Genomic DNA, 24,446 nt, shown 5'->3' with positions numbered 1-24,446 from the left:
AAGCAAAACTCGGACACGGTTAATATTCAAAATATCTATTTGTTTTTCTTTTCGGTTTCCCAATCATAAACTAATTCCACACTTGTTCTTGTATCAGTTCCTTGCTCCATTGTTGTGCCACGTGGCATTACTTTCATAATGCGGGCATACATTATTTGCTTTTGTTTTTCGATTTCTTCAACAAATCCTTTTAAGGTTATATCTTTTGTGTTTTGCTTATCTAAAACGCTTAGATCAAATGTTTTTGTTGAAGGATATGTTATTTTTGATACTGTCCAATGGTAATTATTATTGGTGTCATATATTTCAAGAATTAAACCAGGGAGACCATAAAATTTCCAAGGTCCAAATGGCAAAGCAACATACGGAGTGTACCAGGCAATGTAATTGCGGCCTCTAAAACTCAAAAAAGCTTTATTGCATATAAAAGTATCTATTTTTTTTACTTCATTATCCTTTGAAAGTTTCCAATTCATTACTGGAAGTTGTTCAGTGATTTTGTAATTGCTGTTTTTTATATTATCTACAGAAATAATATTGTTACTCACTAAATCAACAGATTCATAAGTGTCAATCTCTTTTTCATTTATATATATTGAATTCGTATGCTCATTAGATTCAATACCTGCTTTAGAATTATTTGCAAAAGTTTTTGAAATTGATATGTTTTTTGTGCAGTTTGTAATAACTTTTTTCTGTACATAATTTTCATTAGATACATTTAAGTTGTATTCAATCACTACATTTTTTACCTGAGCTTTCGCCGAAATTGTAAAAAGTAAAATTATTGTAAAAGCAAAATTTTTCATTTTCATTTTTTAATAAAATACGATTTAGAAATATTCTAAATCGCATTTTAGGTTTTGTTTTTGAACTATGGTTGCACCTCTTCTGGAGTGAAGCGAATACGAGGCTCCTCACCTATAAAATCGTCTGGAAAAGCTGTTGGTGCTTCAACTGACTGAAAAACGGCTAAAAGTTCTCTCATCATTTGATTGCAGCCACTTTGAGAACTAACATTTGGGAAACTCCATGTATTGGAGTAACTTCCGTGACCATCATGCCAGGCTATATATACTGAGCAGCCATAAATTACGGCAAAGCCATTTTCAAAATGCTGGATTTCAGTTGTTTTACTGTTTCCAATTTTTTTGTAATCCAAGGATTCTGATGCGAACGCTCCAGAAGCAAACATCGACAAACACAATGTCAATAATAATTTTTTCATAAATTAAGTTTTTAAAATTCGACATACTTAGACTCTCAAATTATCAAAAGCGCTTTTGAATATTCAAAAAGTTTTCAGTTAATAGATTTCAAATAAACAACATTAATTTTTCTTACAAAATGTGCAAATCACATAATGATTAAAGTTTAATCATTAAAATAGTATCTCTTAGTGAGTATGAAAAATAATAACTGTCCTCTTTGTTTTTAATACACTATTTCTGCTAAATAATATTGATAAAATTAATGGTTTTTTATAATTATGAAAATTGAATAAAAAAATAAGAGCCATACGAATGGAGAAAAAATTATCTCAAAGTTACATTGCTCATGAGTTAAGATTAGAGCAATCACAATATTGCAGAAGAGAAAAAGGTGAAATACAATTTACTTCTGACGAAATTATAAAAATTGCTCAATTGTTAAAAACCAACATTGCAAGCTTTTTTGGAGAAGAAATTAATAAACCAAATGACTCAGATCCAGAAGATTTAATAAAATACATAACAATACAACATAAATTTATTGAACAGTATGAACTTCGAATAAAAGAAAAAGATGATATCATAAAATTGCTAAGGCAAAAAGAATGATATACTTACGTTTTTTTTAAGACAATTTAAAGCAAAAAAAAAGTCTTTTCAAGAAAATGAAAAGACTTTTGTCGGGGTGGCAGGATTCGAACCTGCGGCCTCCTGCTCCCAAAGCAGGCGCGATAACCGGGCTACGCTACACCCCGTAAGCGGATGCAAATATAGTAATAAATTTGGTTTAGAAAAGGAAAATCTGAAAATAAATAAAACTTATTTTGAGATAGTTATTTAGGATTTGATTTGGTCGTAATTTTTTATAATAAAGTTTACCTTTGCATCACTTAAAACTATACATATTATGTCAGATACAATCGAAAAAATTAAATGCCTAATTATAGGTTCTGGTCCAGCGGGTTATACTGCGGCTATTTATGCAGCCAGAGCAAATATGAATCCGGTTTTATATCAAGGAATGCAACCTGGTGGTCAATTAACTACAACAAACGAAGTAGAAAATTTTCCGGGATATGTTGATGGTGTTACAGGTCCGGAAATGATGGTTCAATTACAAGAACAAGCAAAACGTTTTGGATCAGATATTCGTGATGGATGGGCAACTAAAGTTGATTTTTCAGGAGATATTAAAAAAGTTTGGATTAACGATTCAATCGAATTGCACTGCGAAACAGTAATTATTTCTACAGGAGCATCGGCTAAATATTTAGGGTTACCATCAGAACAACATTATTTAAACATGGGCGGCGGAGTTTCTGCCTGCGCCGTTTGTGATGGATTTTTCTACCGTAATCAGGAAGTTGTAATCGTAGGAGCAGGAGATTCTGCTTGTGAAGAAGCTCATTATTTATCTAAACTTTGTAAAAAAGTAACGATGTTGGTAAGAAGCGAAAAATTCAGAGCTTCGAAAATTATGGAAGATCGCGTTCGCAAAACCGAAAATATCGAAATATTAATGAACCATGATACTCTTGAAGTATTAGGTGATAACCAAGTAGTTCACGCAATTAAAGCGTTGAATAAAACTACTGGGGAAGTTCTTGAAATTCCTGCAACAGGATTTTTCGTAGCCATTGGTCACAAACCAAATACAGATATCTTTAAAGATCAAATTACTCTGGATGAAACTGGTTATATTATAAATATTCCGGGAACATCTAAAACAAATGTTGAAGGTGTTTTTGTAGCCGGTGATGCTGCTGATCATGTTTATCGTCAGGCAATTACTGCTGCCGGAACAGGATGTATGGCTGCATTAGATGCTGAAAGATATTTAGCATCGAAAGAATAAAAAATTTGTTTCAGGTTTTTATTGTTTCAGGTTTCAAGTTGTTGGAATTGAAATATAATATTTTATAAAACGAGAAAGTCCCATTCAATTAAGAATGGGACTTTTTTTATGTGAGATTGCTTGAGGAATAATCTTTCAGAAATCTATTGTGGTAAAGATGATTTTTCTTTTTCCTTATCCTTATCTTTTACAGCACTTGGTTTTTTAATCAGTTTTGCTTCTTCGCTAAAACGAGTAAGTTCTATTTTTGGATTTCCAAATAATGAAACTTCACTTTTATCTCCGGCTGCGATTGAAATACTGGTTCCGCCTAAAACCGTAGCAACTGATGAACCTTCGGTAGTAAGATTAGCTTCTTTCAAAGTAAATTTTGTTCCGTTAAAAACCGAATTATTATCTAAACGAATCGTTGCTTTATCAGCAATACCTTCAATATTTGCAGCGGCTTTTTGGTATAAATCACATTTGAATTTTATTGCAGAAACTAATGTTTTAATCGCTGAGTTTTTGCTCAACTGTAAATTAGCATCTTCAGATTTTAAGTTCAATTCGGTTCTTGTTTTATCATCAGCAAACAAAGTGAATTTTTTTGAGTTTACGTTCAGGAATAATTTCGAGTAATCAAAACTATTAAACGTAATATCATCTAATTGCAGTTCCTGAATTGCATATACAATGGCATCATTTTTTGTGATTACAGTTTTTAATGATTTTGTATAAGTAACCCGAACAGTAAGTTTTTTAAAAATAGTACTTTCTTTAGAGGTATATAACCGAAGCACTTTTTCTCTTAAATCCATCCCGATAATTTCATGTAAATTATCATCGGCTTCGATTTTAATTTCGTTTTTTTCTCCTCTTTCAAGGTAAACTTCTAAATTATCATCTGCTTCAATACCGTCAAATTCTCCTACTTCTTTAATGGAAGTAGTTACGATTTTAGATCCTTTTATTTTTTCTCTTCTTTGAGCAAAAGTTAGCGTCGTAACCAATAATAATAGGAGTAAGGCTGTATTTTTTTTCATTAATTCTAGATTTGATTTTCACAAATATAAAAAAATCATCCACTTTCGATGAATGATTTTTTTATATTTAACAGATAAATATCATTTTATCCCTGACTGATACTTCCTCCTGAACTTGCAGTTTTCTCGATTGTTTTAGGTGTAATGTCATAATTAATGCTTCCGCCGCTGCTTGCCTCCGCTTTTAAACTTAAAATAGGATGAACATTTGTGCTTCCGCCGCTTGAAACTTCTGCCTGAACTTCATTAGCAAATAATTTATTAGCATTTATGCTTGAACCGCTTGACGCTGAAGTTCTTATTCTTAATGCTTTTCCTTTTAGGTTAATCGTGCTTCCGCTTGCTGACTCAGCCGAAACATTATCAGATTCTAAATCAATATCCATTGTTGAAGCGCTTGAAGTTTCCAGATCAATATCCTCACCTTGCAATAGGCCTTTACTCATAACAGATGCAGCGCTTGAAGCTTCGATCTTGTTAATTTTAGGCATTTTTACGGTAACTGTTTTCTTGGTAACATTTCTAAAAGAACTGTATTTACATTTAATAACTAAAGTTCCATTTTCAACTTTTGTTGTAATTTCCTTCTGTAAATTATCATCGGCTTCAACCACAATTTCTGTAGTATCAGATTGAATAATTACTAAATCGATCGCATTGCTAACGGATACTTTACTAAAATCTCCCTGAACAATTCTTTTTTCAGTTGTAATATTTCCGCTTCCTTCAACTGAGTTCACGTTAAGGTTACATGAGGCAAACAATAATGCGGTAACAGTCGCAATAATGAATTTTGTAATATGAATGATTATTTTTATCATGGCTTAGTTAATTTTGATTATAACTCCGTTTTTGTCAGTGGTTAATCTGCCTTTGGTTTTTTTTCCGTTTAAAATTTCTTTTCCATTAATTTTAACCGAAACTTCGTTTACTGTATCATTTTGAATGTTTACATCTTCGTGCACATCTTCATTTACATCATTATATTCATCTTCTTCTGATGGGCAATTCAAACATTTAATTTTAGAACCTTCAACTTTATAATTGTAATTACCACTAAAGTGTAAGTTGAAGAAATCATCGTCAGAATCATCATAATTCTGTATAGATGCATCTGGTTTAAACAATTGTCCTTCCGGTAAATACAAATATACATCAACTTCCTGACCTCTGAATTTGTTTTTTACATCGGTTAAAAAATAATTATCAAGAACTAAATGATTCCCTTCAAGCTGCATTTTATAATTGATTTTTTCAGCTCTTTTTTTAGAATTTACAAATGAATTTCCTCTTGCACTTTTTTCTATTTGTAAATAAGCTGTCTTATTATCTGTGTGCAAAACATGCAGGCGAACGTCAGTTGAATAAATCAATTGGTTGTTGGCGGAATCTTGTACAAATTCAAAATCTCTGTGTTGATTTAAATCTTTTGAATAATAATCATTGTATCTGAATTTTACGTACAAAGTATCTTGTGGACTAATTCCGATTTCTTTTTTCTCAACCGTTTTATTGTCATATGAAAGCTCAGTTGCTTGTTTAATTCCAATGCTAATTGCAATAGCAACCGCAATAATCCAAATCGCTAACAAAGTATATTTTGTAATATTCCCGATAGATTTTAGGTTTGGAGATAATAATTTGAAACCTAAAAGTGTCAAAAAGAAAAACGGAATCCCAATTGCAAAAAATATTAATAAACCAAATGACCAAAGAGGATAATCTGTAAAGTTTCCTGCGTCAATAAAGTTTTGCCAGGGAAAATCAACAAAAACATTCGTTCCTAAAGTAAAAACTCCAATCAATAACATGATTAAAACACTAATACCTGACATGATTAAAATTACTCCTAAAAATTTAGCAAAGATTTTAAAAATCGTCATTACAAAGTCTCCAAATGAACTACTTATTCTCTCAGCTCCTGACTTTACCTGGTTTCCCATTGCATCATAATCAGCATTTTTAAATTTGTCTGATAATGACTCAATTTCCTCACGTACTTTTCTTTCAATATTCGAAATCGTAACCGGTTCACCAGTCATTTCTAACTTTTCAGATGTTGTAATGGCTTCCGGAGTAACGATCCAAAGAACGAAATAAGCTAAAATTCCAGTTCCAAAACCTGCAAAAACAAATACAAGGAAAATGATTTTTATCCATACAGCGTCAATCCCAAAATAGTGTCCTAAACCAGTTGCAACACCACCAATCATACCTTTTTCCTTATCGCGGTATAATTTTTTATGCTTTCTTGTAGCGTAATCAAACGACTGATGCGTTTTTTCTTCATCTTCAAGAATATAATCTTCAGGTTGACCCATAACCACAATCACTTCCTCAACATCCTTCAATCCCACAACATGTTTGTCGCTTTTTTGTTTCTCAAGTAATAATTCAGAAACACGCATTTCGATATCTTTAATAATTTCATCTTGTCCTGATGAGTTGTTAAGAGACCTTTTTATAGCGTCAAAATAGCGTGTCAATTTTAAATATGCGTCTTCATCTATATGAAAAACCATACCGCCTAAGTTAATATTTACTGTTTTGTTCATGATTATTGGTTTTGATTGGTGATTAGATTAACGGCGTCAGACAATTCTGTCCAGGTACCGCTAAGTTCGTTTAAAAATGTTTGTCCTATTTCGGTTAATCCATAATATTTTCGTGGTGGTCCTGATGTCGATTCTTCCCAACGATAATTAAGCAAACCGTCGTTTTTAAGCCTGGTCAAAAGCGGGTAAACAGTTCCCTCAACAACCAGTAATTTTGCGTTTTTTAAAGTGTCTAATATTTCTGATGTGTATGCGTCTTTTTCTTTTAATACAGATAAGATGCAAAACTCAAGAACACCTTTGCGCATCTGTGCTTTTGTGTTTTCAATGTTCATAATTTCATTTTGTTTTTTTTAGATTGAACAATTCGTTTTTTGATTGATGATGATTGATTGATGATGATTTTGATGATTGATCGTTTTTTTTGGAGCTATTTCCTGCTCCCGAAGCCTCGGGACGTTTCAATCTTTTATTTTTTAAAGAAAAAAATAAAAGGATTTCCACTTCTATCAGGGCTAAACCCTAAAATACTCTATAACTTTTATTCTTTTATTTCACGCTGAGCAAACTCAATGTCAGGCTGAATACTTATGTCAGGCTGAGCGAAGTCGAAGCCTCTATTTTATAAAAGGAATCGCAAGCGGATATTTGTATAACTCTCCGTTTGAAGCTTTGATTGAAGCGTAAATCACTAAAAAGAATTCAACAAATTTTAATAATCCAAAAAGTAAAACAGCCGTTGCACCAATACTTAAGATCCCAATATTTCCGTCGATGTTTAGATTTCTGATGATTAAATCCTCATCGTTAAAAACAGTATTTATTGGAAGGTTTTTTAACAATACGAACGCAAAAATCGGAATTGCAATTAAAGCCAAAACTAAAGTATAAAGCAAAAGACTTAATTGAAAATTCAACGTTTGCTTTCCGTGATCGTTTACAAATTCTGATTTGTCTTTGTAACTCGTCCATATTAATATTGGGAAGATATAATTCCCAAACGGAATGACATATTGACTTAAAGTACTTAAATGAGTGAACGCCGCAGTGTTCTTTTCTGATGTTTTTTCCATGATGAGTGGTGTTGTTGTTTCCATGATTAAAAGTATATAGTATTTTCTTATGCAAATATATATCTAAAGAACAGTATCTTGTTTTGCATAGTACTAAATATTAACAAAATATTAACAAAGTTAAAATTATAATACAACTTATAACGCATTGAAAATCATCTGCAACCCTTGTTATTATTGGGTGTTTATGAAAGTATTTCCAATTTATTGTGCGTGCATAGTTTTTTTGTATTTTTACATAAAAAAACAATCACATGGCATTATCGGTTTCTAAACTCAACAAATTTGTATTATTCAAACTACCATCAGCATACATTTGCGGTGTACGCGTAAAGGCAATCGACGACGATAGATGCGTGGTAAGTGTCAAACACAGATGGATCAATCAAAATCCTTTTAACTCCATGTATTTTGCAGTTCAGGCAATGGCAGCAGAATTAACAACCGGAGCATTGGTAATTTCACAGATTCAGCAAAGCGGAAAAAAAATCTCAATGCTGGTAGCAAATAATAAAGGGAACTTCACAAAAAAAGCAACCGGAAGAATCACATTTGTTTGTAACGACGGACATTTAATTGCCGATGCAATCAAAAAAACAATCGAAACAGGCGAGGGGCAAACCTTCTGGATGAAATCCATAGGAACAGATGAAAAAGGAATCCAGGTTTCTGAAATGGATTTTGAATGGAGCGTAAGGATTAAATAGTTTTATTTTTTGCCACTCTTAATAGTTATCCCATAAAAAGATTAAACATAAAGTAACCACAATTATTGTCCTCCCGAGGAACGAGGGATCTCCGCAAGAAACTACCGCAAAGTATTTTTTCTTGAATTGTCGAGCTACCTGCGGAGATCCCTCGTTCCTCGGGAAGACAAAAATGCGCAAAAAAACTTTGTCAAATTTAGAAACATATTTTTGCCACGGCCCGAGCGATAGCGAACAGGCGAAGCAATTTCACGAATTCCCGCGAATTATTTTTTCGCATTGATTTTAAAAATTAGTGCAAATTCGTGAAATTCGTGGCAAACAAAAACAATAAAAAAAGGCTTCGAATATATTTCGAAGCCTTTTTCTGTTAAATACGTTGCGATTATTTTTTAGCGCAACATGCTTTTTTGTCTTTTGCATCAGTTTTCTTGCAACAAGATTCCTTTTTAGCTTTTTCTTTTTTAGCAGGTTTAGTTTCCTGTGCACTCACGCCAATTGTAAATAAGGCAATCGTTAAAACAGTAATTACTTTTGTCATTTTAGATAATTTTAATTTTTTGTTTTTATGGTGATTCAAATATAAGAGTATTTGTTAAGGTTGATTCTTACAAGAAGTTAATGTTTCTATAATAATTGTTAATAAAGCTTAAAGTGTTTTTAGATATAGATTATAGAATTTAAAAGATTTCCAGACGAAGAACTTTGTCAAAGTTAGACACATAATTTTTGCCACGAATTCCAAAAATTTCCGCAAATTATTTTTCGCAATGAGTTTAAAAATTAATGCAAATTCGTGAAATTCGTGGCGAAAAAACCTTAAAAGGTCTTCGAATATATTCAAAATCTTTTTGTTGATATGTGAAACTTATTTTTAGAACATAATCGCAGATATTTAGACACACGTTTGATATGAACTTAAATTACTTATATGGCTTAAAAACAACTAATAATTCAGATTCAATCCAAAACCAACTCCCATATCACTATCATAATGCGTCGTAATTCCAAAGTTTCTGGCAACTATATATTTCAATCCAGCCATATATTCCTTATCTGTATTCCACATTAAATTCATTCGCAAACGTCTGGAAAGCGGAATATCCTTTCGTTCAAACTGAACTCTCACATTTCCATCGGTGTAAACCTCAACCTGAGCTTTTACAAGCATTGGCAAAGTATATTCTAAACCAGCGCTAAAAACCGAACGATTGTCTTTAGTATTGATTTGTCCGAAAAGGTTTTGTTCCTGTTCGTCCATTCCCATTCTTCGATATCGCCAGTCAAAACCGATAAATGGCATCAGCCATTGATTTTTTCCAATGTAGCGACCAATATGAGTTTCGGTTTCATAACCATGTTCGTTATTATAACCCAATCTCCATTCCGTTCCAATGCTCCAACGCGTGTTGCTGTACATTGCTTCACCGTCGTTTCCGTTTGAAGCAAAATCATTTTCGCCCATAAAATGAAACATACGATCGTCCATTTTTAGCATTTTATACGCCATTTCAGGATCATGAATCAGCGGATTTGGCGCCGAATTTTCATAACTAAAAACACGACCCATTCCAGCCATCATGTGATATAAAATGTGACAATGAAAAAACCAATCGCCATCGGCATTGGCTTGAAATTCGATCGTATCGGTTTCCATGGGCATAATATCAATCACATTTTTTAGCGGAGAATAATCGCCATGTTCATTAATAATCCTGAAATCATGACCGTGTAAATGCATTGGGTGACGCATCATCGATCCGTTGTACAATACGATTCGAACGTTTTCACCTTTTTTAATTAAAATTTTATCCGTTTCAGAAACTACTTTATTGTCTAAACTCCAAACATAACGATTCATATTTCCGGATAATTCAAAGCGTAATTCTTTTAGCCCCCCAGCCCCCGAAGCGGGAGTTGGAAGAGTGGTTTTATTAGGCGATTTCAGCATTCCGTAATTTAGAGTTGTTATTTGACCAACTTCTGTAGTGTCGCTGGACATTTGCATATCATCCATTTTCATATTTTCCATTTTCATTCCTTCCATATTATGACTGGAATGATCTTGGGTTTTTATAGATTTATCTTCTCCGGAAATTTCAGGATACATCACAGCATTCATGTCCATTTTGTTGAGAGACATTTGCATGCCCATATCATTCAATTCACCGTTCATTTTCATCATGCCGTTCATCATTTTCATCCCTTCAAAATATTTTAATTTCGGAAGATGTGAAACGGATTGTTTCGTTCCTCCCCCTAAAAATAAAGAAGCAGATCCGGTTCTGTCTTCGGCTGTAGCCAAAAAAGCAAAGGATTTTTTATCTTCAGGAATTGTAACCACAACATCATAAGTTTCAGAAACCGCAATAATCAATCGGTCGACTTCGACAGGTTCAACATCGTTTCCGTCACTTGCCACGACAGTAATTTTTCCGCCGCCATAAGTCAGCCAGAAATAACTCGAAGCGCCCCCATTTGCAATTCGCAATCTGACTTTATCACCCGCTTTAAATTGTGAAAGCTGTTGTTCGTTTTTTCCGTTAATCAAGAACTTCTCATAATAAACATCGCTAACATCCATCGCATTCATGCGTTTCCATTCGTTCGTGACTTTTGTCGAAAACTCACCATGTTTTATGGCTTCGGCATAACTTTGAGTAGTTCCTTTTTTTATCGCAAACCAATCATTGGCATTGTGCAGCATTCGCTGAATATTCTCCGGTTTTAGATCCGTCCATTCACTTAAAATTACCGGAACAGTTGGTAAATCATCAATTCCTTTTCGAAAAGTCGGATCGTCTTTCTTCTTATTGATAATGAAAAGTCCGTACAAACCTATTTGTTCCTGCAAACCCGAATGACTGTGATACCAATACGTTCCATTCTGGATAATTGGGAAAGAATATTTATGTGTTGTTCCTGGTTTTATTGGCATTTGAGTCAAATACGGAACACCATCTTCTTTATTCGGTAAAAATAATCCGTGCCAATGCAACGCGGTATCTTCGTTTTTTAAATCGTTGTGTACATAGATTTCGGCAATATCACCTTCGGTAAAAGTCAATGTCGGCATCGGGATTTGTCCGTTAACAGTAAGAGCGCGTTTTTCTTTTCCGGAAAAATTTACAATCGTATCACGAACGTGTAAATCATAACGAACTACTTTTTGAGCTTTTACTGAAAAGGCAATCAAAAAAGTAAATAGGATAATTTGTAGTTTCATATTGATTTTTTAAAGATTTAGATTGCGTAATCGCAAAGCATTTACAATTACAGAAACTGAACTCAGACTCATTGCCAAAGCTGCTAACATCGGCGAAAGCAAAATCCCAAATACAGGATATAAAATTCCCGCGGCAATGGGAACGCCCAATACATTATATATAAAAGCAAAAAATAAATTTTGTTTTATATTTTTCATAACCGAAAAACTTAGTTTTTTAGCTTTTACAATTCCGTTCAAGTCGCCTTTGACAAGCGTAATTTTTGCACTTTGTATTGCAACATCGGTTCCGGTTCCCATTGCGATTCCAATATTGGCTTGCGCCAAAGCCGGAGCATCGTTGATTCCGTCACCCGCCATTGCAACGATTTTACCTTCGGCCTGCAAGCGCTGAATTTCTTTTAGTTTATCTTCAGGAAGACAATCTGCTTTAAACGAACTTAAATGCAAATGATTCGCAACAGCTTTTGCCGTATTTGCATTATCGCCCGTCATCATAATCACTTCAACACCCTGATCGATTAATTCCTTAATCGCTTTTACACTATTTTCCTTAATTGCATCGGTAATCGTTACATAACCCAAAACGACTTTATTTACAGCAATATACGAAACGGTTTTACCTAAATTTTGTTCGGCAATAATTTTGTTTTCAATATCTTCAGAAACCGAAGCGCCAACCTCAATCATTAGTTTTTTATTTCCCAAAGCTATTTTTGAGTTGTTTACCGTTCCTATAACTCCTTTTCCGGCAATGGCTTCAAAGTCCGGAACTTCAATTAAAGTTTGATTTTTGGCTTTAGCAAAATTAACTACGGCTTGCGCCAAAGGATGTTCGCTATGTTGGTTTAGCGAGGCGATATTTTGTAATAAGAAATTTTCATTATTATTAATGGCATAGATTTTTTCTACAGATGGTTTTCCTTCTGTGATCGTTCCGGTTTTATCTGTAATCAGAACATCTATTTTGCTCATGTTTTCTAAGGCTTCAGCATTTTTTATCAGGATTCCGAATTGTGCTCCTTTACCTACGCCAACCATAACCGACATTGGAGTTGCTAATCCTAAAGCGCAAGGACAAGCAATAATTAAAACCGCAATTGCATTAATTAATCCGTAAATGTATGAAGGTTCCGGACCAAATTTAGCCCAGATAAAAAACGTCAAAATAGAAATAATGACAACCGTTGGTACAAAATACTTTGCCACACGATCTGCTAATTTCTGGATTGGAGCTCTTGAACGGCTTGCATCATTAACCATTTGTATAATTTGCGAGAGCAAGGTTTCTGAACCCACTTTTTCGGCAATCATCACAAATGATTTTGTTCCGTTTATGGTTCCTGCAATGACATTATCACCAATCTTTTTGTCAACCGGAATTGGTTCTCCGGTAATCATAGCTTCATCAATATTGCTTTCTCCCGTTGTAATTTTTCCGTCGACCGGAATTTTTTCTCCTGGTTTTACACGTAATAAATCTCCTTTTTTAATAGTATGAATTGAGATTGTTTTATCATTTCCGTTTTCCACCAAAGTAGCTTCGGTTGGAGCGAGTTTTAGTAATGCTTTTATTGCTCCGTTTGTTTGTCCGTGTGCTTTGGCTTCTAATAATTGTCCTAATAAAACCAACGTTATAATTACGGTCGCCGCTTCAAAATAAAGATGAATTGCTCCGTGATGTGATTTAAATTCGGTAGGGAAAATATCGGGAAAAAACATTCCGGCAATACTAAATAAGAAAGCAACGCTTGTTCCAATTCCAATTAACGTAAACATATTTAGATTCCATGTAATAATGGATTTGTAGGCACGGACAAAAAACATCCAACCCGCATAAAAAAGAACCGGAATCGAAAATAAAAACTGAACCCAATTCCATTTTTCAACAGACATTATATTATAAAGAGGATTGTTAGGAATCATTTCTGACATTGAAATAATAAAGATGGGAAGCGTAAATAAAATCGCAATCTTCATTTTCTTTAATAAGTCAGTATAGGTTTTGTTCTCTTCATTTTCAGAAGCTTGCATCGGGACAAGATCCATTCCGCAAATTGTGCAGTCACCAGGTTCATTCGAAACAATTTCAGGATGCATTGGGCAGGTAAATTGCGTAGCATTTATTGCAACTTCAGGAACTAAATCCATTCCGCAAACCGGACAATCTCCAGGTTTGTTGTATGTTTTATCACCTTCACAATGCATTGGGCAATAAAAAACTCCGGTTGTATTATGATTTACAGTAGATTCTTTTTTGTGTTGATGTTCTGTAGAATTGTCTTTCTTCTGACCAGAACAACACGATTTAACGGCAGGTTCTGTATGATTTTTAGAAGAAGTCATCTCAATAGTATATTTTCCGGCTTCGGTTAAGACTTCCTGAAATTTTTCAGTTGGAACATGTTTTTCCATTGTTATGGTTGCCAATGGAGGATTTAAAGTTACTTCAGCCTGAATTCCTGCCACCGTATTCAAAGTTTTTTCGACTTTTTTCCGACAGCCATCGCACGACATTCCTGAAATTATATATTGATGAGTCATTGTTTCTATTTTTAAGTATTACAATGCAAATTTCCGAAGTATGGTTTAGTTTGGTTTGCATAATTTTGAGAATGATTTGTAATATTATTTTAATCGTAAAGATTTATTGTTGGGTTTGATAAATAATCTCGCAAAGACGCAAAAGCGCAAAGTTTTTTTTCTCATTTTATGTCATTTCTGACGAAGGAGAAATCACATCTGGTATTCGACAAAGATTGGCAATTAGGAGCGGAGTTTCTCGTGTGATTTCTCCTTCGTCGAAATGACAAAACACACGTTTAATTAGTGGAAAAACTTTGCGCTTCTGCACCTGCGAGAAATAAACTCTTTACAAATCTTGATTTAATACTTTATGTTTTGAATGTTATACAAAAAATATATATTATCCTTTTAGCATAAATGCGTAAGAAAATATCACTATTGTTGTTGTAATAATAAAATAAGAGAATGACAACTATTACTATAAATGAGCGTACTAAAGCTGGTAAAATATTGCTAGAACTAGCAAAGCTATTAGCGGTTAGAAATAAAGGTGTAAAAATTCAGGAAGAAAGTTTTACAACCCTGAATTTGTTGCAAAGGTTAAGAAATCATATGCAGATTACAAAAGTGGCAAATCTAAAAGTATAACAGTTGATCCTAATGATATATGGGGAAGTTTAGGGCTGAAATAAAAACGTGCTAAATTATTAGCACGTTTTTTTATAAATTATAATTACAAATCCTCAATCTGAATACGGTTTTTATCTTTCAATTGCTTGAATGAAGTAGGAGTGAAACCAGTAATTTTCTTGAACTGATTGCTTAAATGTGCCACATTACTGTAGTTTAAAATATCAGCAATTTCGCTTAACGAAAGTTCGTTGTAAATCAATAACTCTTTTACTTTTTCAATTTTCTGACTGATAAAATACTTTTCGATTGTGGTGTTTTCAACTTCCGAGAATAAATTACTAAGCGTGCTATAATCCTGGTTGAGGTTTTCAACCAAAAAATCAGATAGGTTTACTTTGAGATCGTTGTTTTTATGATGAACTAAATCAACAATGAGATTTTTTATTCTCTCAATAGTTTTGGTTTTTTTGTCATCAATAAAATCGAAACCTAATTCCTGAAGGTTTTTAAGTAAAATTTCCTTTTGATTTTCGGTAATTGTATCTTTTAATTCAACTTCACCTAATTCAACTGAAATAGTATGAAGTCCGAGTTTCTCAAACTCAGACTTCACAACCATTTTACAGCGACCACACACCATATTTTTGATGTAGAATGTCATATTTATTTGATGGTTTCTACCACATTTCCGCAAGTCAACATTGATGAGCCGTAATACGGATTCTTAACTGCTTTTTCTTTACTTAACCAGTCAGCATCTGCCATTGGACAATATTGTTTGTAAACCGCCACATCAGATTTAGAAACTTTAATTAAATCATAAGTGTTTTTTGAAAGTGATTTAAAAGTCTCACGTTGCTTTTTGATGTCTGTGCTAGACGAAATACTTTTTGCGTCAGCAGTTAATTTTTTTACCACTTTCATCCAAACAGTATGTTCAGTACTTTTTAATTTGTCCATTTTTATGGCATTAATTGCGGTCAATAAATCTGTAGCTTTCGCCGAAGTTAATTTAGCATCACTTTTAATTAATGCATCTTTTACTGTGAAATACGCATCATAAACAGATTGTAACTGACTTGCATCAGCAATTTCAATCGAAGTCTTTTCTGTTTTGACAGTATTTGCCTGAACGAAATTTGCAGAGAATACTAATACAATTACTGCTGCTATATTTAATATTGAATTTTTCATTTTATGTGATTTTGTAGAGAATGTAAATTTTATCTCTAAGTTAAATAATTTTATTTTATTGAAGTTGCTTCTCGCAGAGAAGCAGAAAGCAAAGTTTAATTTTTTGCTTAGAACCTTAGCGACTTAGGAACTTAGGAGTTAAACCCAAATATGGCTGTCAGCAATAGAATTATTTTATTTTTGGTGGCAACCAGATCGAAGTAAAACCATCAGAAATACTAGCGGTTTTGTGATATGAAATAGATTTCTCAAGAGAGAAATTAAATAGATTAGCATTAAAATCAAATTCATTTATTGAAATCAAACTAAATGAAAGTCCAGAAGTTGTGCACCCTGAATGATCACATTTTCCGTTACAGCCATGATCTTTCTTAGAAGATTTATCTTTTTTGCAACAATCTTTCTGGCAAGAATCAGAAGTTTCTTCTTTTGAAGATGATTTCTTCTCACAATCCATTTTTTGTTCGACTCTTCCGCAGGCATAACCTGAATTGGACATCAAAAATAAGCCAAGGGTTATAAAGAGAAATAATATGTGGAATTTTTTCGTCAATGAATTGTTTTTAGAATGACAAATTTAGAAATAATTTTTTAGAGCTGCTATTTATTTAAGATTTCAAATTTTAAGTTTTCTTAAAATCACTAGGTTTCATGTTTTTTCTCTTTTTAAAATAGTTCGATAAATGGCTTTCATCTGTAAAACCAAATTCGTAAGCAATTTGTTTAATCGGTAATTGATCGTTATGAATTCGTTTTTCGATCAAAGTAGTTCTTAAATTATGAATGTAATCACGATAACTAATCGCAAAAGTCCTTTTGAAATAAGCACTAAAATAAGATTCGGCAATATTAAAATGATTGGCGATTACCTTAATTTGAACCAGTTTGGGCTGGTAAATATTCTGATGAATATAAGTTGCAATTTGTTCGTTATCTATATGCGTCGATTTCATTTGCAAATTCATGCATCGGATAGTTTCTTTGATTAATCCAAAAATGGAGAGAATCTGATAAAAAACAATTGGCGAAGTCGAAACATCGGTTTTGCAATTATAAGCCGTAATGTTTTCGACAGTATTTTTTAAAATCGTTTTGCACGGATCGTCTAATTTTAAAACGGTTTCTTTGAGCAATTTGTTTCGCATGAAATCTTCCGGCGTATTCAAAAGCAAATCATCACAAAAAAGGTTTTTATTTGAATCAAAATAATTGTCCGTGAACTTGATGTATACAAAACGAGTTCTTTTTTTGATATCAAAATAATGATAATCTTCGGGAGAAATCACAAATAAATCTCCGGTTTTATACGGAAGCGGGTTGTGATTTAAATGATGGATTCCGCTTCCTTTTTTAATATAAATGATTTCATAATAAGTATGTGTGTGCGGAACATGAGGAAATACGTCATCTTCAAATTCATGAATAACAAGTTTTTCAAACTGATTAAATTTCGGCATAGCTTAAATGTACAAGTTTATATCGCAAATATACAACTATTTTCATGTGTGATTGTGTTAAATTTGCACCATAGAAAGTCTAATCCTTTCTTGTAAAACAAATGAAAAAAAGTCTTATCGCACTCTCATTAGGAGGTTTAACGATCGGTATTACCGAATTTGTTATGATGGGTTTGTTGCCGGATATTGCCTCAGATATGAAAGTTTCAATTCCCGTAGCAGGATATTTAATTTCTGCTTATGCGCTTGGTGTTGTTATTGGCGCTCCGTTGTTAGTTATTTTAGGGAGAAATTTTGCTCCAAAGAAAATGCTTTTAATATTAGCTTTAATGTTAACCGTTTTTAACTCGCTTTCGATCATTGCACCAACCTATAATTTTTTATTCGCTTCAAGATTTCTTTCCGGTTTACCACACGGAGCCTTTTTTGGCGTTGGAGCAGTTGTTGCAAGCCGATTAGCTGATAAAGGCAAGGAAGCTCAGGCAATTGCAATTATGTTTTCGGGTTTAACCCTGGCGAATTTAATTGGGGTTCCAATTGGTACCTATATAGGACACAATTTTATATGGCGTTATACTTTTATATTGATTACGGTTGTTGGTTTGCTTACGTTTTTGTTTATCTCTTTATGGATGCCAAATCTGGAAAAAAGCGGAAACGTAAATATGAAAACTCAATTACAATTTTTCAGGAAAACAGAAGCTTGGTTAATCATCGGGATTACCGCGGTAGGATTTGGAGGATTATTTGCGTGGATTAGTTATATCGCGCCTTTATTAACAAATGTATCTCAATTTTCACCCGAAGATGTTTCATATATTTTAATTCTTGCAGGTTTAGGAATGGTTGTTGGAAACTTTTTAGGAGGCAAACTTGCCGATAAATATTCTCCGGCACCAACCGTTTTGGCATTGTTGTTTGTAATGTCAATTGATTTGGTTTTAGTTTATTTGTTCTCCTATAATCAATATGTTTCGTTATTTCTGACTTTCTTAACCGGAGCAATTTCTTTTTCGGTTATTGCGCCTATTCAAATGTTAATGATCCGTACCGCAAAAGATGCTGAAATGATAGCTTCGGCAGCACTTCAGGGAAGTTTTAATATTGGTAATGCTTTAGGAGCTTTTTTGGGAGGTTTGCCATTGGCTGCGGGATATAGTTATGCATCGCCAAATCTTATTGGTGTTGTAATGGCCGTGATTGGAATGGGTATTACTTTTATCTTAATGCAAAAACATAAAAATAATTTACAATTGCAGCGCGCTTAATATAATCTGCTTTATAAATAATATAACCCTTAAACGGAATTTCGTTTAAGGGTTTTTTTATGCTCAATTTTACCTTATTTCTTCTGTAAAGTTCTAATACAGAGTTGTTGAACTTTTTTATTCGTAAGAATAATATTGTTTTTATTCCTGATGATGTTTTAAAATTCAAATCAATTTAGATATTATGGTTTGATTATGAATAGATTTTTGATTTTTTTGCGTATTAGAAATCTAAATACAACACTTATAATACTGCAAACAGTTTTAGTGTAATCGATTGTTTTTTTAGATAATCGCAACAAATTATTAAATATTGAAAATATATTTAATATTTATATTGAACTTAAATTACACATGTCATATAAAAAAGCGCTTTTATTTTTCATATTAAATTTATTTTAGGAAATTTTTATGAATTTTAATTTTTTATATCAAAAAAATATTTATGTTTGTGTAATCGATTACAACTTTTAATTAAACTTAAAAAATGAATCTGTTTTGAAATTTATAACAGACGAAATCCCAAGTTATTATTGAAGAAATGATCTTGAATAATAAAAGAAAGCCCGAAAGATTAAAATTAGAATAACCACAAAAAACCACAAAAACTAATTAATAACTTAAACAATCAACCATGAATTTTAAAGATTTATTTAACAAAGGAGCACATTGTTACTTTGCAGTTGTTTTTTTATTGTGTTTACTCACGAGCAATCAGATGAATGCTCAGACAGGAACACTTGAAGGAACGGTTAAAGATGCTGCAGGGCTAACATTGCCGGGAGTTAATATTTTAGAAAAAGGAACAAAAAATGGAACCTCAACGGATTTTGACGGACGTTATAAATTAAAACTTTCAAATCCGAAAGCAGTTATAACCTTCTCTTTTATAGGTTTTAAAACCAAAGAAGTAGCCGTAGATGGAAAAACTAAAATTGATGTTGCCTTATCTGAAGATTCTAACAGCCTGAATGAAGTTGTTGTTATTGGATATGGAACAGCAAAAAAATCAGATTTAACAGGAGCAGTTTCTACTATTTCGGGTAACGATTTGAAAAAAGTTCCAGTTGCAAATGTAGCTGAAGCCTTAACAGGCCGAATTGCAGGTGTACAAGTAACTTCATCAGAGGGTTCTCCGGATGCTGATATAAAAATCAGAGTTCGCGGAGGTGGTTCTCTTACTCAGGATGCTTCGCCTTTGATTATTGTAGATGGATTTCCAATAAATAGTATGAATGATATTTCGTCATCTGATATTGACTCAATGACGGTTTTAAAAGATGCTGCTTCAACTGCAATATATGGATCACGTGGTGCAAATGGGGTAATTATCATTACAACTAAAAGCGGAAAAGACGGCAAAATTGCGGTCAATTTTAACATGTTTTATGGGATGAAAAAGGTGGCTAATCAAATTGATGTTTTGTCGCCGGATGATTATACTAAATGGCAATACGAATATGCTTTGCTTTCACAAACAGGAACTAAAGTAGCTTCTGATCCATCTTCATATACTAGGTATTTTGGAAATTGGCAAGATCAGGATATGTACAAAGGTTTGAAAGGGGATAATTGGCAAAAACAAATTTTTGGACGTACTGGTGAGGTACAAAGTCGTGATTTAGGAATTAGAGGCGGAACTGATAAGGTTAATTATAATTTTAATTACGCTCATTATGATGAAAAAGCTATTATGATAGGTTCAGATTATAAACGTAATAACCTTTCCCTGGCTTTAAAAAGTAAATTAAATGATAAAATTGATGTTAGTTTTACTATGCGTTATTCAGATACTGAAATTAACGGTGGAGGTGTAAATGAACAAAATGAAAAATCTTCAACAGATTCGCGTATGCGTAATATTGTTGGTTATGCGCCACTTCCGGTAGCAGGTTTAACTTCAGAAGATGTAACTGGAGATGGCTCAGATGTATTGATAAATCCTTTAACATCTGTTTCTGATAATGATCGTCAACAGTTTCGTAAAAACTATAATATGTTAGGTAGCTTTGGATGGGAGCTTGCAGAAAATTTAAAATTGAAAGTAGATTTAGGTTTGGACAATTATAACAATCTGGATTATCGTTTTTACGGACGAACTACTTATTATGTAGCTAATGCTCCACTAGGTCCATTGCAGGGTATGCCTGCAATGATTATGTCTGATACTAAAGAGAGACGTTTTAGAAATGCTAATACACTAAATTATGATTTCAAAAAAATAATGGGCGAAAATCACCATTTGAGTGCTCTTTTAGGAGAAGAAAGTATTTCATATAATTCAAATAGCGTTACTAGTACTATTCATGGATATCCTACATTTTTTGATTTTGATCAGGCAAAAAAATTAACAACACAGGGAACACCACAATCAGTAGATAATTATTACAGCCCGGATGACAAATTATTGTCGTTTTTTGGACGTGCAAATTATGACTACAAAAATCGTTACTTATTAACCGCTACATTTCGTGCAGATGGTTCAAGTAAATTTTTAAAAGAAAATCGTTGGGGATATTTCCCTGCTTTTGCAGCAGGATGGAAAATTTCTGAAGAGAATTTTCTAAAAGATCAAACCTGGATCAATCTTTTAAAAGTAAGAGCAAGTTATGGTGAAGCAGGAAATAATAACATACCTGTTGGTCAACAAATTCAAATTTTTCAATCTACACCAACACCATGGATTAATGGAGTTACCAGTGTTTGGGCGCCTTCTAAAACAATGCCTAATCCTGATTTGAAATGGGAAACAACAGTTACTCAAAATGTTGGTTTGGATTTTGGATTTTTCAAAAATCGTTTAAATGGTTCTTTTGATATCTATAAAAATGTTACCAGTGATTTATTAATTAATTTTCTAGTTCCGGGATCTGGATACGATTATCAATATCGTAACATGGGTGAAACACAAAACACAGGTTTCGAGGCTACGATAAATGTTGTTGCAATTGAAAAAGCAAAATACGGATTGAATTTTTCATTCAATATGGGAATAAACAAAAACCGTATTAACTCATTAGGCGTTATGAATAATTTTGGACAGGCTACAGGATGGGCCTCTTCACAAATTGGCGATGATTATATTATAGAGGTTGGTTCTTCATTAGGTTCTATGTATGGTTATAAAAATGATGGTAGATACGAAGTATCTGACTTTGATTATGTGGGAGGAAAATATACTTTAAAAAGTGGAGTAATTAGTACTGCTACAACTTTAGTTGGAGACGGAAGTTCTCTTAAGCCAGGAGATATGAAATTGAAAGATGTTAATGGAGATGGTAAAGTAGATTTAAATGACAAAACAGTTATTGGAAATGTTAATCCTAAAAGTTCCGGCGGTTTTGTCATTAATGGAAATGCGTATGGATTCGATTTAATGGCTGCTTTTAACTGGAGTATTGGAAATGAAGTATATAATGCTGATAAAATTGAATTTTCGACAGCAACTGCTTCAGGGAAGTACAAAAATTTAAATTCTACGATGGCTGACGGGCAGAGATGGACAAATTTAGATCCTGTTTCAGGTCAGTTAGTAACAGATCCTGCTGCATTAACACAACTTAATGCTACTACAACAATGTGGTCTCCGTATATGCGAAGCGCTATTTTTACTGATTGGGCAGTTGAGGATGCATCGTTTTTAAGATTGAATACTTTAACATTAGGCTATACGGCTCCTGAGATGTTTACTTCTAAACTTGGAGTTTCTAAATTGAGATTCTATCTAACGGCAAGCAATGTTTTTGTTTGGACTAACTACTCAGGTTCTGATCCGGAAGTTTCAACAAGAAGAAAAAATCCACTTACACCTGGGGTTGATTCAAGTCCTTATCCAAGAAGCAGACAAATGATTTTTGGGATGAATCTTAATTTCTAATTTTAAATTATTACAAAATGAAACATAAAATAATAATAGCAGGATTGATTATTTCTGGTTTATTCAGTTCTTGTCAACAATTTGAAGAGGATTATTTAGAGACACCTGCACAATCAACATTAGATGCGTCTGTAATTTTCTCTACAGCCGGACTTGCAAAAGGTGCTATTGATGGAATAAAAGTACCATTTGCCGAGACTAACTCTTACAGAGGGCGTTTTTTACCCTATTACGGATTAAATACTGACGTAGAATGGTATAATACTTCGCAAACAGCAGGAGATAAGTCTGATTTGTCTGTTTACGATGCAAAGCCAAGTAATACAGAAATGAATACCACTAATAATGCATATTCAATGATGTACTCAGGTATTGAACGTGCTAATGTTTGTATTAAAGGTTTACGTCAGTATGGAAATCCTTTGCCGGGAACAGAAATGGGTCAATTATTAGGAGAAGCCTTAACGCTGAGAGCAATTTATTATGCTGATTTAATTAAAGCATGGGGTGATGTTCCGGCTCGTTTTGAACCTATTACTTCAGCAACTTTATATTTGCCTAAATCAAGTAGAGATATTCTGTATAAACAATTAATTGCAGACTTAGGAGAAGCATCAACATTAGTTGCATGGCCTAACGAAACTGCATATACCAGTACTGTAGAGCACATAAATAAAGCATTTGTAAAAGCATTTAGAGCACGTTTGGCTTTGGCGGCAAGTGGCTATCAACAATATCCTAACGGAGTAAGAAGAAGTACTGATCCGGAACTTTCAGTTGGTATTATGTATGCATTGGCATTAAAAGAATCTCGTGAAGTAATTCAAAGTGGTTCCGCTCATTTAGAATCTACTTTTGAAGGATTATGGAGAAAATACAATGAGGAAAATACTATTGCCGGAGGAGAATCTCTTTGGGAGCTTCCTTTTGCTGATGGACGTGGTAGAATGTTGTTCACTTTTGCTGTAAAACACACCGCAGCTAGTGATCAGTTTCAAGCTAATGGAGCTAATCGTGGCGGAGTTGCAGGACCATTACCATTTGTTTTTTATGATTATGATCAGGCTGATGCCCGTAGAGATGTTACTTGTGTGCCTTACAAATATGGTGCAGCAGTTAATAATATAGCTAAACAAGAGTTGAATACATTAGATACCTGGTATTTTGGTAAATATCGTTACGAATGGATGAAACGTTATATTACTTCTACAAATGATGATGGAGTTAATAAAATCTACATGCGTTATGCAGAAGTACTTTTGATTGCTGCTGAAACAGCTAACGAATTAGAAGGTCCAGGTGCAGCAGCGCCTTATTTAAAAGAAATTCGCAGAAGAGCATTCCCTACTTCTCAGACTGTAAAAGTGGATGATTACGTAAATGCTTTAACGAGTAAAGAAGCAATGTTCAATGCTCTTGTTGAAGAAAATAAATTTGAGTTTACCGGAGAAATGGAGCGTAAACAAGCACTTATCCGTTGGAATTTACTGAAAGCAAAATTAGATGAGGCAAAACAAAAAATGACCAATTTATCAGCCCGCACAGGAGAATATGCTAATGTACCATCAACTTTGTACTATAAATATAAAGCAGATAATGTATCTCTTGATATCTACGGATTAAATAGAGGAGAGATAACAAATCCCGGAGCACTATATTCATCTGTTACCTGGACGTGGACAGGAACCGCAGCAGATGCTAAAATAAATTCATTGTATAAGCCGGGAGTTAATCCTGATAACAGACAATTCTGGCCAATATGGCAAGTATTTATTGATGGAAGCAATAATCAATTAACTAATGATTACGGTTATTAAGATCTTAGAAAAAATTAATAAA

Annotated in this window: 21 protein-coding genes, 1 tRNA gene and 1 pseudogene; 8 read left to right on the top strand and 15 right to left on the bottom strand. The window is 33.3% G+C overall.

The window, feature by feature from the left end:
* Nucleotides 1-35 precede the first annotated feature (35 nt).
* Together ACHZDT_RS03605 and ACHZDT_RS03600 are read right to left on the bottom strand one after the other, a co-directional pair.
* Nucleotides 36-809 (bottom strand): GLPGLI family protein, encoded by a 774-nt coding sequence (locus tag ACHZDT_RS03605; RefSeq protein ID WP_394773290.1) that lies wholly within the window; start codon nt 807-809, stop codon nt 36-38.
* 65 nt (nt 810-874) lie between these two features.
* Nucleotides 875-1,228 (bottom strand): hypothetical protein, encoded by a 354-nt coding sequence (locus ACHZDT_RS03600; RefSeq protein WP_394773289.1) that lies wholly within the window; start codon nt 1,226-1,228, stop codon nt 875-877.
* 268 nt (nt 1,229-1,496) lie between these two features.
* Between ACHZDT_RS03600 and ACHZDT_RS03595 the strand changes: the two genes are divergently transcribed.
* On the top strand, nt 1,497-1,820 hold the full coding sequence (locus ACHZDT_RS03595; protein WP_394773288.1) for a helix-turn-helix domain-containing protein: 324 nt from the start codon (nt 1,497-1,499) through the stop codon (nt 1,818-1,820).
* 71 nt (nt 1,821-1,891) lie between these two features.
* On the opposite strand, the gene ACHZDT_RS03590 is transcribed toward ACHZDT_RS03595, so the two are convergent.
* Nucleotides 1,892-1,966: transfer RNA gene (locus ACHZDT_RS03590), tRNA-Pro, on the bottom strand.
* Nucleotides 1,967-2,118: 152 nt separating this feature from the next.
* Here ACHZDT_RS03590 and trxB point away from each other — a divergent pair.
* The gene (trxB, locus tag ACHZDT_RS03585) at nt 2,119-3,066 is read left to right on the top strand and encodes a thioredoxin-disulfide reductase (protein ID WP_213302061.1); all 948 of its coding nucleotides are present in this window, start codon (nt 2,119-2,121) and stop codon (nt 3,064-3,066) included.
* A gap of 143 nt (nt 3,067-3,209) precedes the next feature.
* On the opposite strand, the gene ACHZDT_RS03580 is transcribed toward trxB, so the two are convergent.
* From ACHZDT_RS03580 to ACHZDT_RS03560, 5 genes are all read right to left on the bottom strand, one after another.
* Nucleotides 3,210-4,091 carry a GIN domain-containing protein gene (locus ACHZDT_RS03580; protein WP_394773287.1) on the bottom strand — a complete coding sequence of 294 codons (882 nt, stop codon included), beginning with the start codon at nt 4,089-4,091 and terminating at the stop codon, nt 3,210-3,212.
* Nucleotides 4,092-4,177: 86 nt separating this feature from the next.
* Entirely contained in the window at nt 4,178-4,912 is a 735-nt protein-coding gene (locus ACHZDT_RS03575; protein WP_394773286.1) for a head GIN domain-containing protein, read from the bottom strand.
* A gap of 3 nt (nt 4,913-4,915) precedes the next feature.
* Nucleotides 4,916-6,646, bottom strand: a complete 1,731-nt coding sequence (locus tag ACHZDT_RS03570; protein ID WP_394773285.1) for a PspC domain-containing protein — start codon at nt 6,644-6,646, stop codon at nt 4,916-4,918.
* 2 nt (nt 6,647-6,648) lie between these two features.
* Nucleotides 6,649-6,981 carry a PadR family transcriptional regulator gene (locus ACHZDT_RS03565; protein ID WP_008464689.1) on the bottom strand — a complete coding sequence of 111 codons (333 nt, stop codon included), beginning with the start codon at nt 6,979-6,981 and terminating at the stop codon, nt 6,649-6,651.
* Nucleotides 6,982-7,263: 282 nt separating this feature from the next.
* A complete protein-coding gene (locus ACHZDT_RS03560) occupies nt 7,264-7,743 on the bottom strand; it encodes a DUF4870 domain-containing protein (protein WP_394773284.1) in 480 nt (159 codons plus the stop codon).
* Between the two features lie 230 nt (nt 7,744-7,973).
* On the opposite strand from ACHZDT_RS03560, the gene ACHZDT_RS03555 reads away from it, so the two are divergent.
* Complete coding sequence (locus tag ACHZDT_RS03555) at nt 7,974-8,426, top strand: DUF4442 domain-containing protein (protein ID WP_394773283.1); 453 nt, start codon at nt 7,974-7,976, stop codon at nt 8,424-8,426.
* A 385-nt stretch (nt 8,427-8,811) separates the two neighbouring features.
* On the opposite strand, the gene ACHZDT_RS03550 is transcribed toward ACHZDT_RS03555, so the two are convergent.
* The 3 genes from ACHZDT_RS03550 to ACHZDT_RS03540 all read right to left on the bottom strand — a co-directional run bounded on the left by ACHZDT_RS03550 (nt 8,812) and on the right by ACHZDT_RS03540 (nt 14,196).
* Entirely contained in the window at nt 8,812-8,967 is a 156-nt protein-coding gene (locus ACHZDT_RS03550) for a hypothetical protein (RefSeq protein WP_394773282.1), read from the bottom strand.
* Nucleotides 8,968-9,372: 405 nt separating this feature from the next.
* Complete coding sequence (locus ACHZDT_RS03545; protein WP_394773281.1) at nt 9,373-11,652, bottom strand: multicopper oxidase family protein; 2,280 nt, start codon at nt 11,650-11,652, stop codon at nt 9,373-9,375.
* A 9-nt stretch (nt 11,653-11,661) separates the two neighbouring features.
* Nucleotides 11,662-14,196 (bottom strand): heavy metal translocating P-type ATPase, encoded by a 2,535-nt coding sequence (locus ACHZDT_RS03540; protein ID WP_394773280.1) that lies wholly within the window; start codon nt 14,194-14,196, stop codon nt 11,662-11,664.
* 447 nt (nt 14,197-14,643) lie between these two features.
* Between ACHZDT_RS03540 and ACHZDT_RS03535 the strand changes: the two genes are divergently transcribed.
* Entirely contained in the window at nt 14,644-14,826 is a 183-nt protein-coding gene (locus ACHZDT_RS03535) for a hypothetical protein (RefSeq protein WP_394773279.1), read from the top strand.
* Nucleotides 14,793-14,870 (top strand): annotated as a pseudogene (locus ACHZDT_RS03530) (hypothetical protein); the annotation flags it as partial. The gene ACHZDT_RS03535 and the pseudogene ACHZDT_RS03530, both read left to right, overlap by 34 nt.
* Before the next feature lie 41 nt (nt 14,871-14,911).
* On the opposite strand, the gene ACHZDT_RS03525 reads toward ACHZDT_RS03530, so the two are convergent.
* The 4 genes from ACHZDT_RS03525 to ACHZDT_RS03510 all read right to left on the bottom strand — a co-directional run bounded on the left by ACHZDT_RS03525 (nt 14,912) and on the right by ACHZDT_RS03510 (nt 17,462).
* On the bottom strand, nt 14,912-15,472 hold the full coding sequence (locus ACHZDT_RS03525; RefSeq protein WP_394773278.1) for a helix-turn-helix domain-containing protein: 561 nt from the start codon (nt 15,470-15,472) through the stop codon (nt 14,912-14,914).
* A 2-nt stretch (nt 15,473-15,474) separates the two neighbouring features.
* Nucleotides 15,475-16,005: a DUF3347 domain-containing protein gene (locus ACHZDT_RS03520; protein WP_394773277.1), complete on the bottom strand. Its 531-nt coding sequence runs from the start codon at nt 16,003-16,005 to the stop codon at nt 15,475-15,477.
* A 169-nt stretch (nt 16,006-16,174) separates the two neighbouring features.
* Nucleotides 16,175-16,558, bottom strand: coding sequence for a hypothetical protein (locus tag ACHZDT_RS03515; RefSeq protein WP_394773276.1), 384 nt, complete (start codon nt 16,556-16,558; stop codon nt 16,175-16,177).
* 70 nt (nt 16,559-16,628) lie between these two features.
* Nucleotides 16,629-17,462 (bottom strand): AraC family transcriptional regulator, encoded by an 834-nt coding sequence (locus ACHZDT_RS03510; protein ID WP_394773275.1) that lies wholly within the window; start codon nt 17,460-17,462, stop codon nt 16,629-16,631.
* A 101-nt stretch (nt 17,463-17,563) separates the two neighbouring features.
* Between ACHZDT_RS03510 and ACHZDT_RS03505 the strand changes: the two genes are divergently transcribed.
* From ACHZDT_RS03505 to ACHZDT_RS03495, 3 genes are all read left to right on the top strand, one after another.
* Entirely contained in the window at nt 17,564-18,730 is a 1,167-nt protein-coding gene (locus tag ACHZDT_RS03505; RefSeq protein ID WP_394773274.1) for an MFS transporter, read from the top strand.
* Nucleotides 18,731-19,364: 634 nt separating this feature from the next.
* Complete coding sequence (locus ACHZDT_RS03500; RefSeq protein ID WP_394773273.1) at nt 19,365-22,607, top strand: SusC/RagA family TonB-linked outer membrane protein; 3,243 nt, start codon at nt 19,365-19,367, stop codon at nt 22,605-22,607.
* Nucleotides 22,608-22,624: 17 nt separating this feature from the next.
* Nucleotides 22,625-24,424, top strand: coding sequence for a RagB/SusD family nutrient uptake outer membrane protein (locus ACHZDT_RS03495; protein WP_394773272.1), 1,800 nt, complete (start codon nt 22,625-22,627; stop codon nt 24,422-24,424).
* The last annotated feature ends 22 nt before the right edge of the window (nt 24,425-24,446 follow it).

The sequence above is a fragment of the Flavobacterium sp. genome (assembly GCF_043722275.1).
In the GTDB taxonomy this organism is placed as follows: domain Bacteria; phylum Bacteroidota; class Bacteroidia; order Flavobacteriales; family Flavobacteriaceae; genus Flavobacterium.
This window is presented reverse-complemented; position numbering and strand designations above follow the sequence as displayed.

What these genes read in the sequence shown, in the direction of transcription:
- ACHZDT_RS03545 (WP_394773281.1), bottom strand. Translation starts at nt 11,652, where the DNA reads ATGAAACTACAAATTATCCTATTTACTTTTTTGATTGCCTTTTCAGTA.
- ACHZDT_RS03505 (WP_394773274.1), top strand. Translation starts at nt 17,564, where the DNA reads ATGAAAAAAAGTCTTATCGCACTCTCATTAGGAGGTTTAACGATCGGT.
- ACHZDT_RS03580 (WP_394773287.1), bottom strand. Translation starts at nt 4,091, where the DNA reads ATGAAAAAAAATACAGCCTTACTCCTATTATTATTGGTTACGACGCTA.
- ACHZDT_RS03495 (WP_394773272.1), top strand. Translation starts at nt 22,625, where the DNA reads ATGAAACATAAAATAATAATAGCAGGATTGATTATTTCTGGTTTATTC.
- ACHZDT_RS03570 (WP_394773285.1), bottom strand. Translation starts at nt 6,646, where the DNA reads ATGAACAAAACAGTAAATATTAACTTAGGCGGTATGGTTTTTCATATA.
- ACHZDT_RS03600 (WP_394773289.1), bottom strand. Translation starts at nt 1,228, where the DNA reads ATGAAAAAATTATTATTGACATTGTGTTTGTCGATGTTTGCTTCTGGA.
- ACHZDT_RS03555 (WP_394773283.1), top strand. Translation starts at nt 7,974, where the DNA reads ATGGCATTATCGGTTTCTAAACTCAACAAATTTGTATTATTCAAACTA.
- ACHZDT_RS03510 (WP_394773275.1), bottom strand. Translation starts at nt 17,462, where the DNA reads ATGCCGAAATTTAATCAGTTTGAAAAACTTGTTATTCATGAATTTGAA.
- ACHZDT_RS03560 (WP_394773284.1), bottom strand. Translation starts at nt 7,743, where the DNA reads ATGGAAACAACAACACCACTCATCATGGAAAAAACATCAGAAAAGAAC.
- ACHZDT_RS03500 (WP_394773273.1), top strand. Translation starts at nt 19,365, where the DNA reads ATGAATTTTAAAGATTTATTTAACAAAGGAGCACATTGTTACTTTGCA.
- ACHZDT_RS03575 (WP_394773286.1), bottom strand. Translation starts at nt 4,912, where the DNA reads ATGATAAAAATAATCATTCATATTACAAAATTCATTATTGCGACTGTT.
- ACHZDT_RS03565 (WP_008464689.1), bottom strand. Translation starts at nt 6,981, where the DNA reads ATGAACATTGAAAACACAAAAGCACAGATGCGCAAAGGTGTTCTTGAG.
- ACHZDT_RS03540 (WP_394773280.1), bottom strand. Translation starts at nt 14,196, where the DNA reads ATGACTCATCAATATATAATTTCAGGAATGTCGTGCGATGGCTGTCGG.
- ACHZDT_RS03535 (WP_394773279.1), top strand. Translation starts at nt 14,644, where the DNA reads ATGACAACTATTACTATAAATGAGCGTACTAAAGCTGGTAAAATATTG.
- ACHZDT_RS03525 (WP_394773278.1), bottom strand. Translation starts at nt 15,472, where the DNA reads ATGACATTCTACATCAAAAATATGGTGTGTGGTCGCTGTAAAATGGTT.
- ACHZDT_RS03550 (WP_394773282.1), bottom strand. Translation starts at nt 8,967, where the DNA reads ATGACAAAAGTAATTACTGTTTTAACGATTGCCTTATTTACAATTGGC.
- ACHZDT_RS03520 (WP_394773277.1), bottom strand. Translation starts at nt 16,005, where the DNA reads ATGAAAAATTCAATATTAAATATAGCAGCAGTAATTGTATTAGTATTC.
- trxB (WP_213302061.1), top strand. Translation starts at nt 2,119, where the DNA reads ATGTCAGATACAATCGAAAAAATTAAATGCCTAATTATAGGTTCTGGT.
- ACHZDT_RS03605 (WP_394773290.1), bottom strand. Translation starts at nt 809, where the DNA reads ATGAAAAATTTTGCTTTTACAATAATTTTACTTTTTACAATTTCGGCG.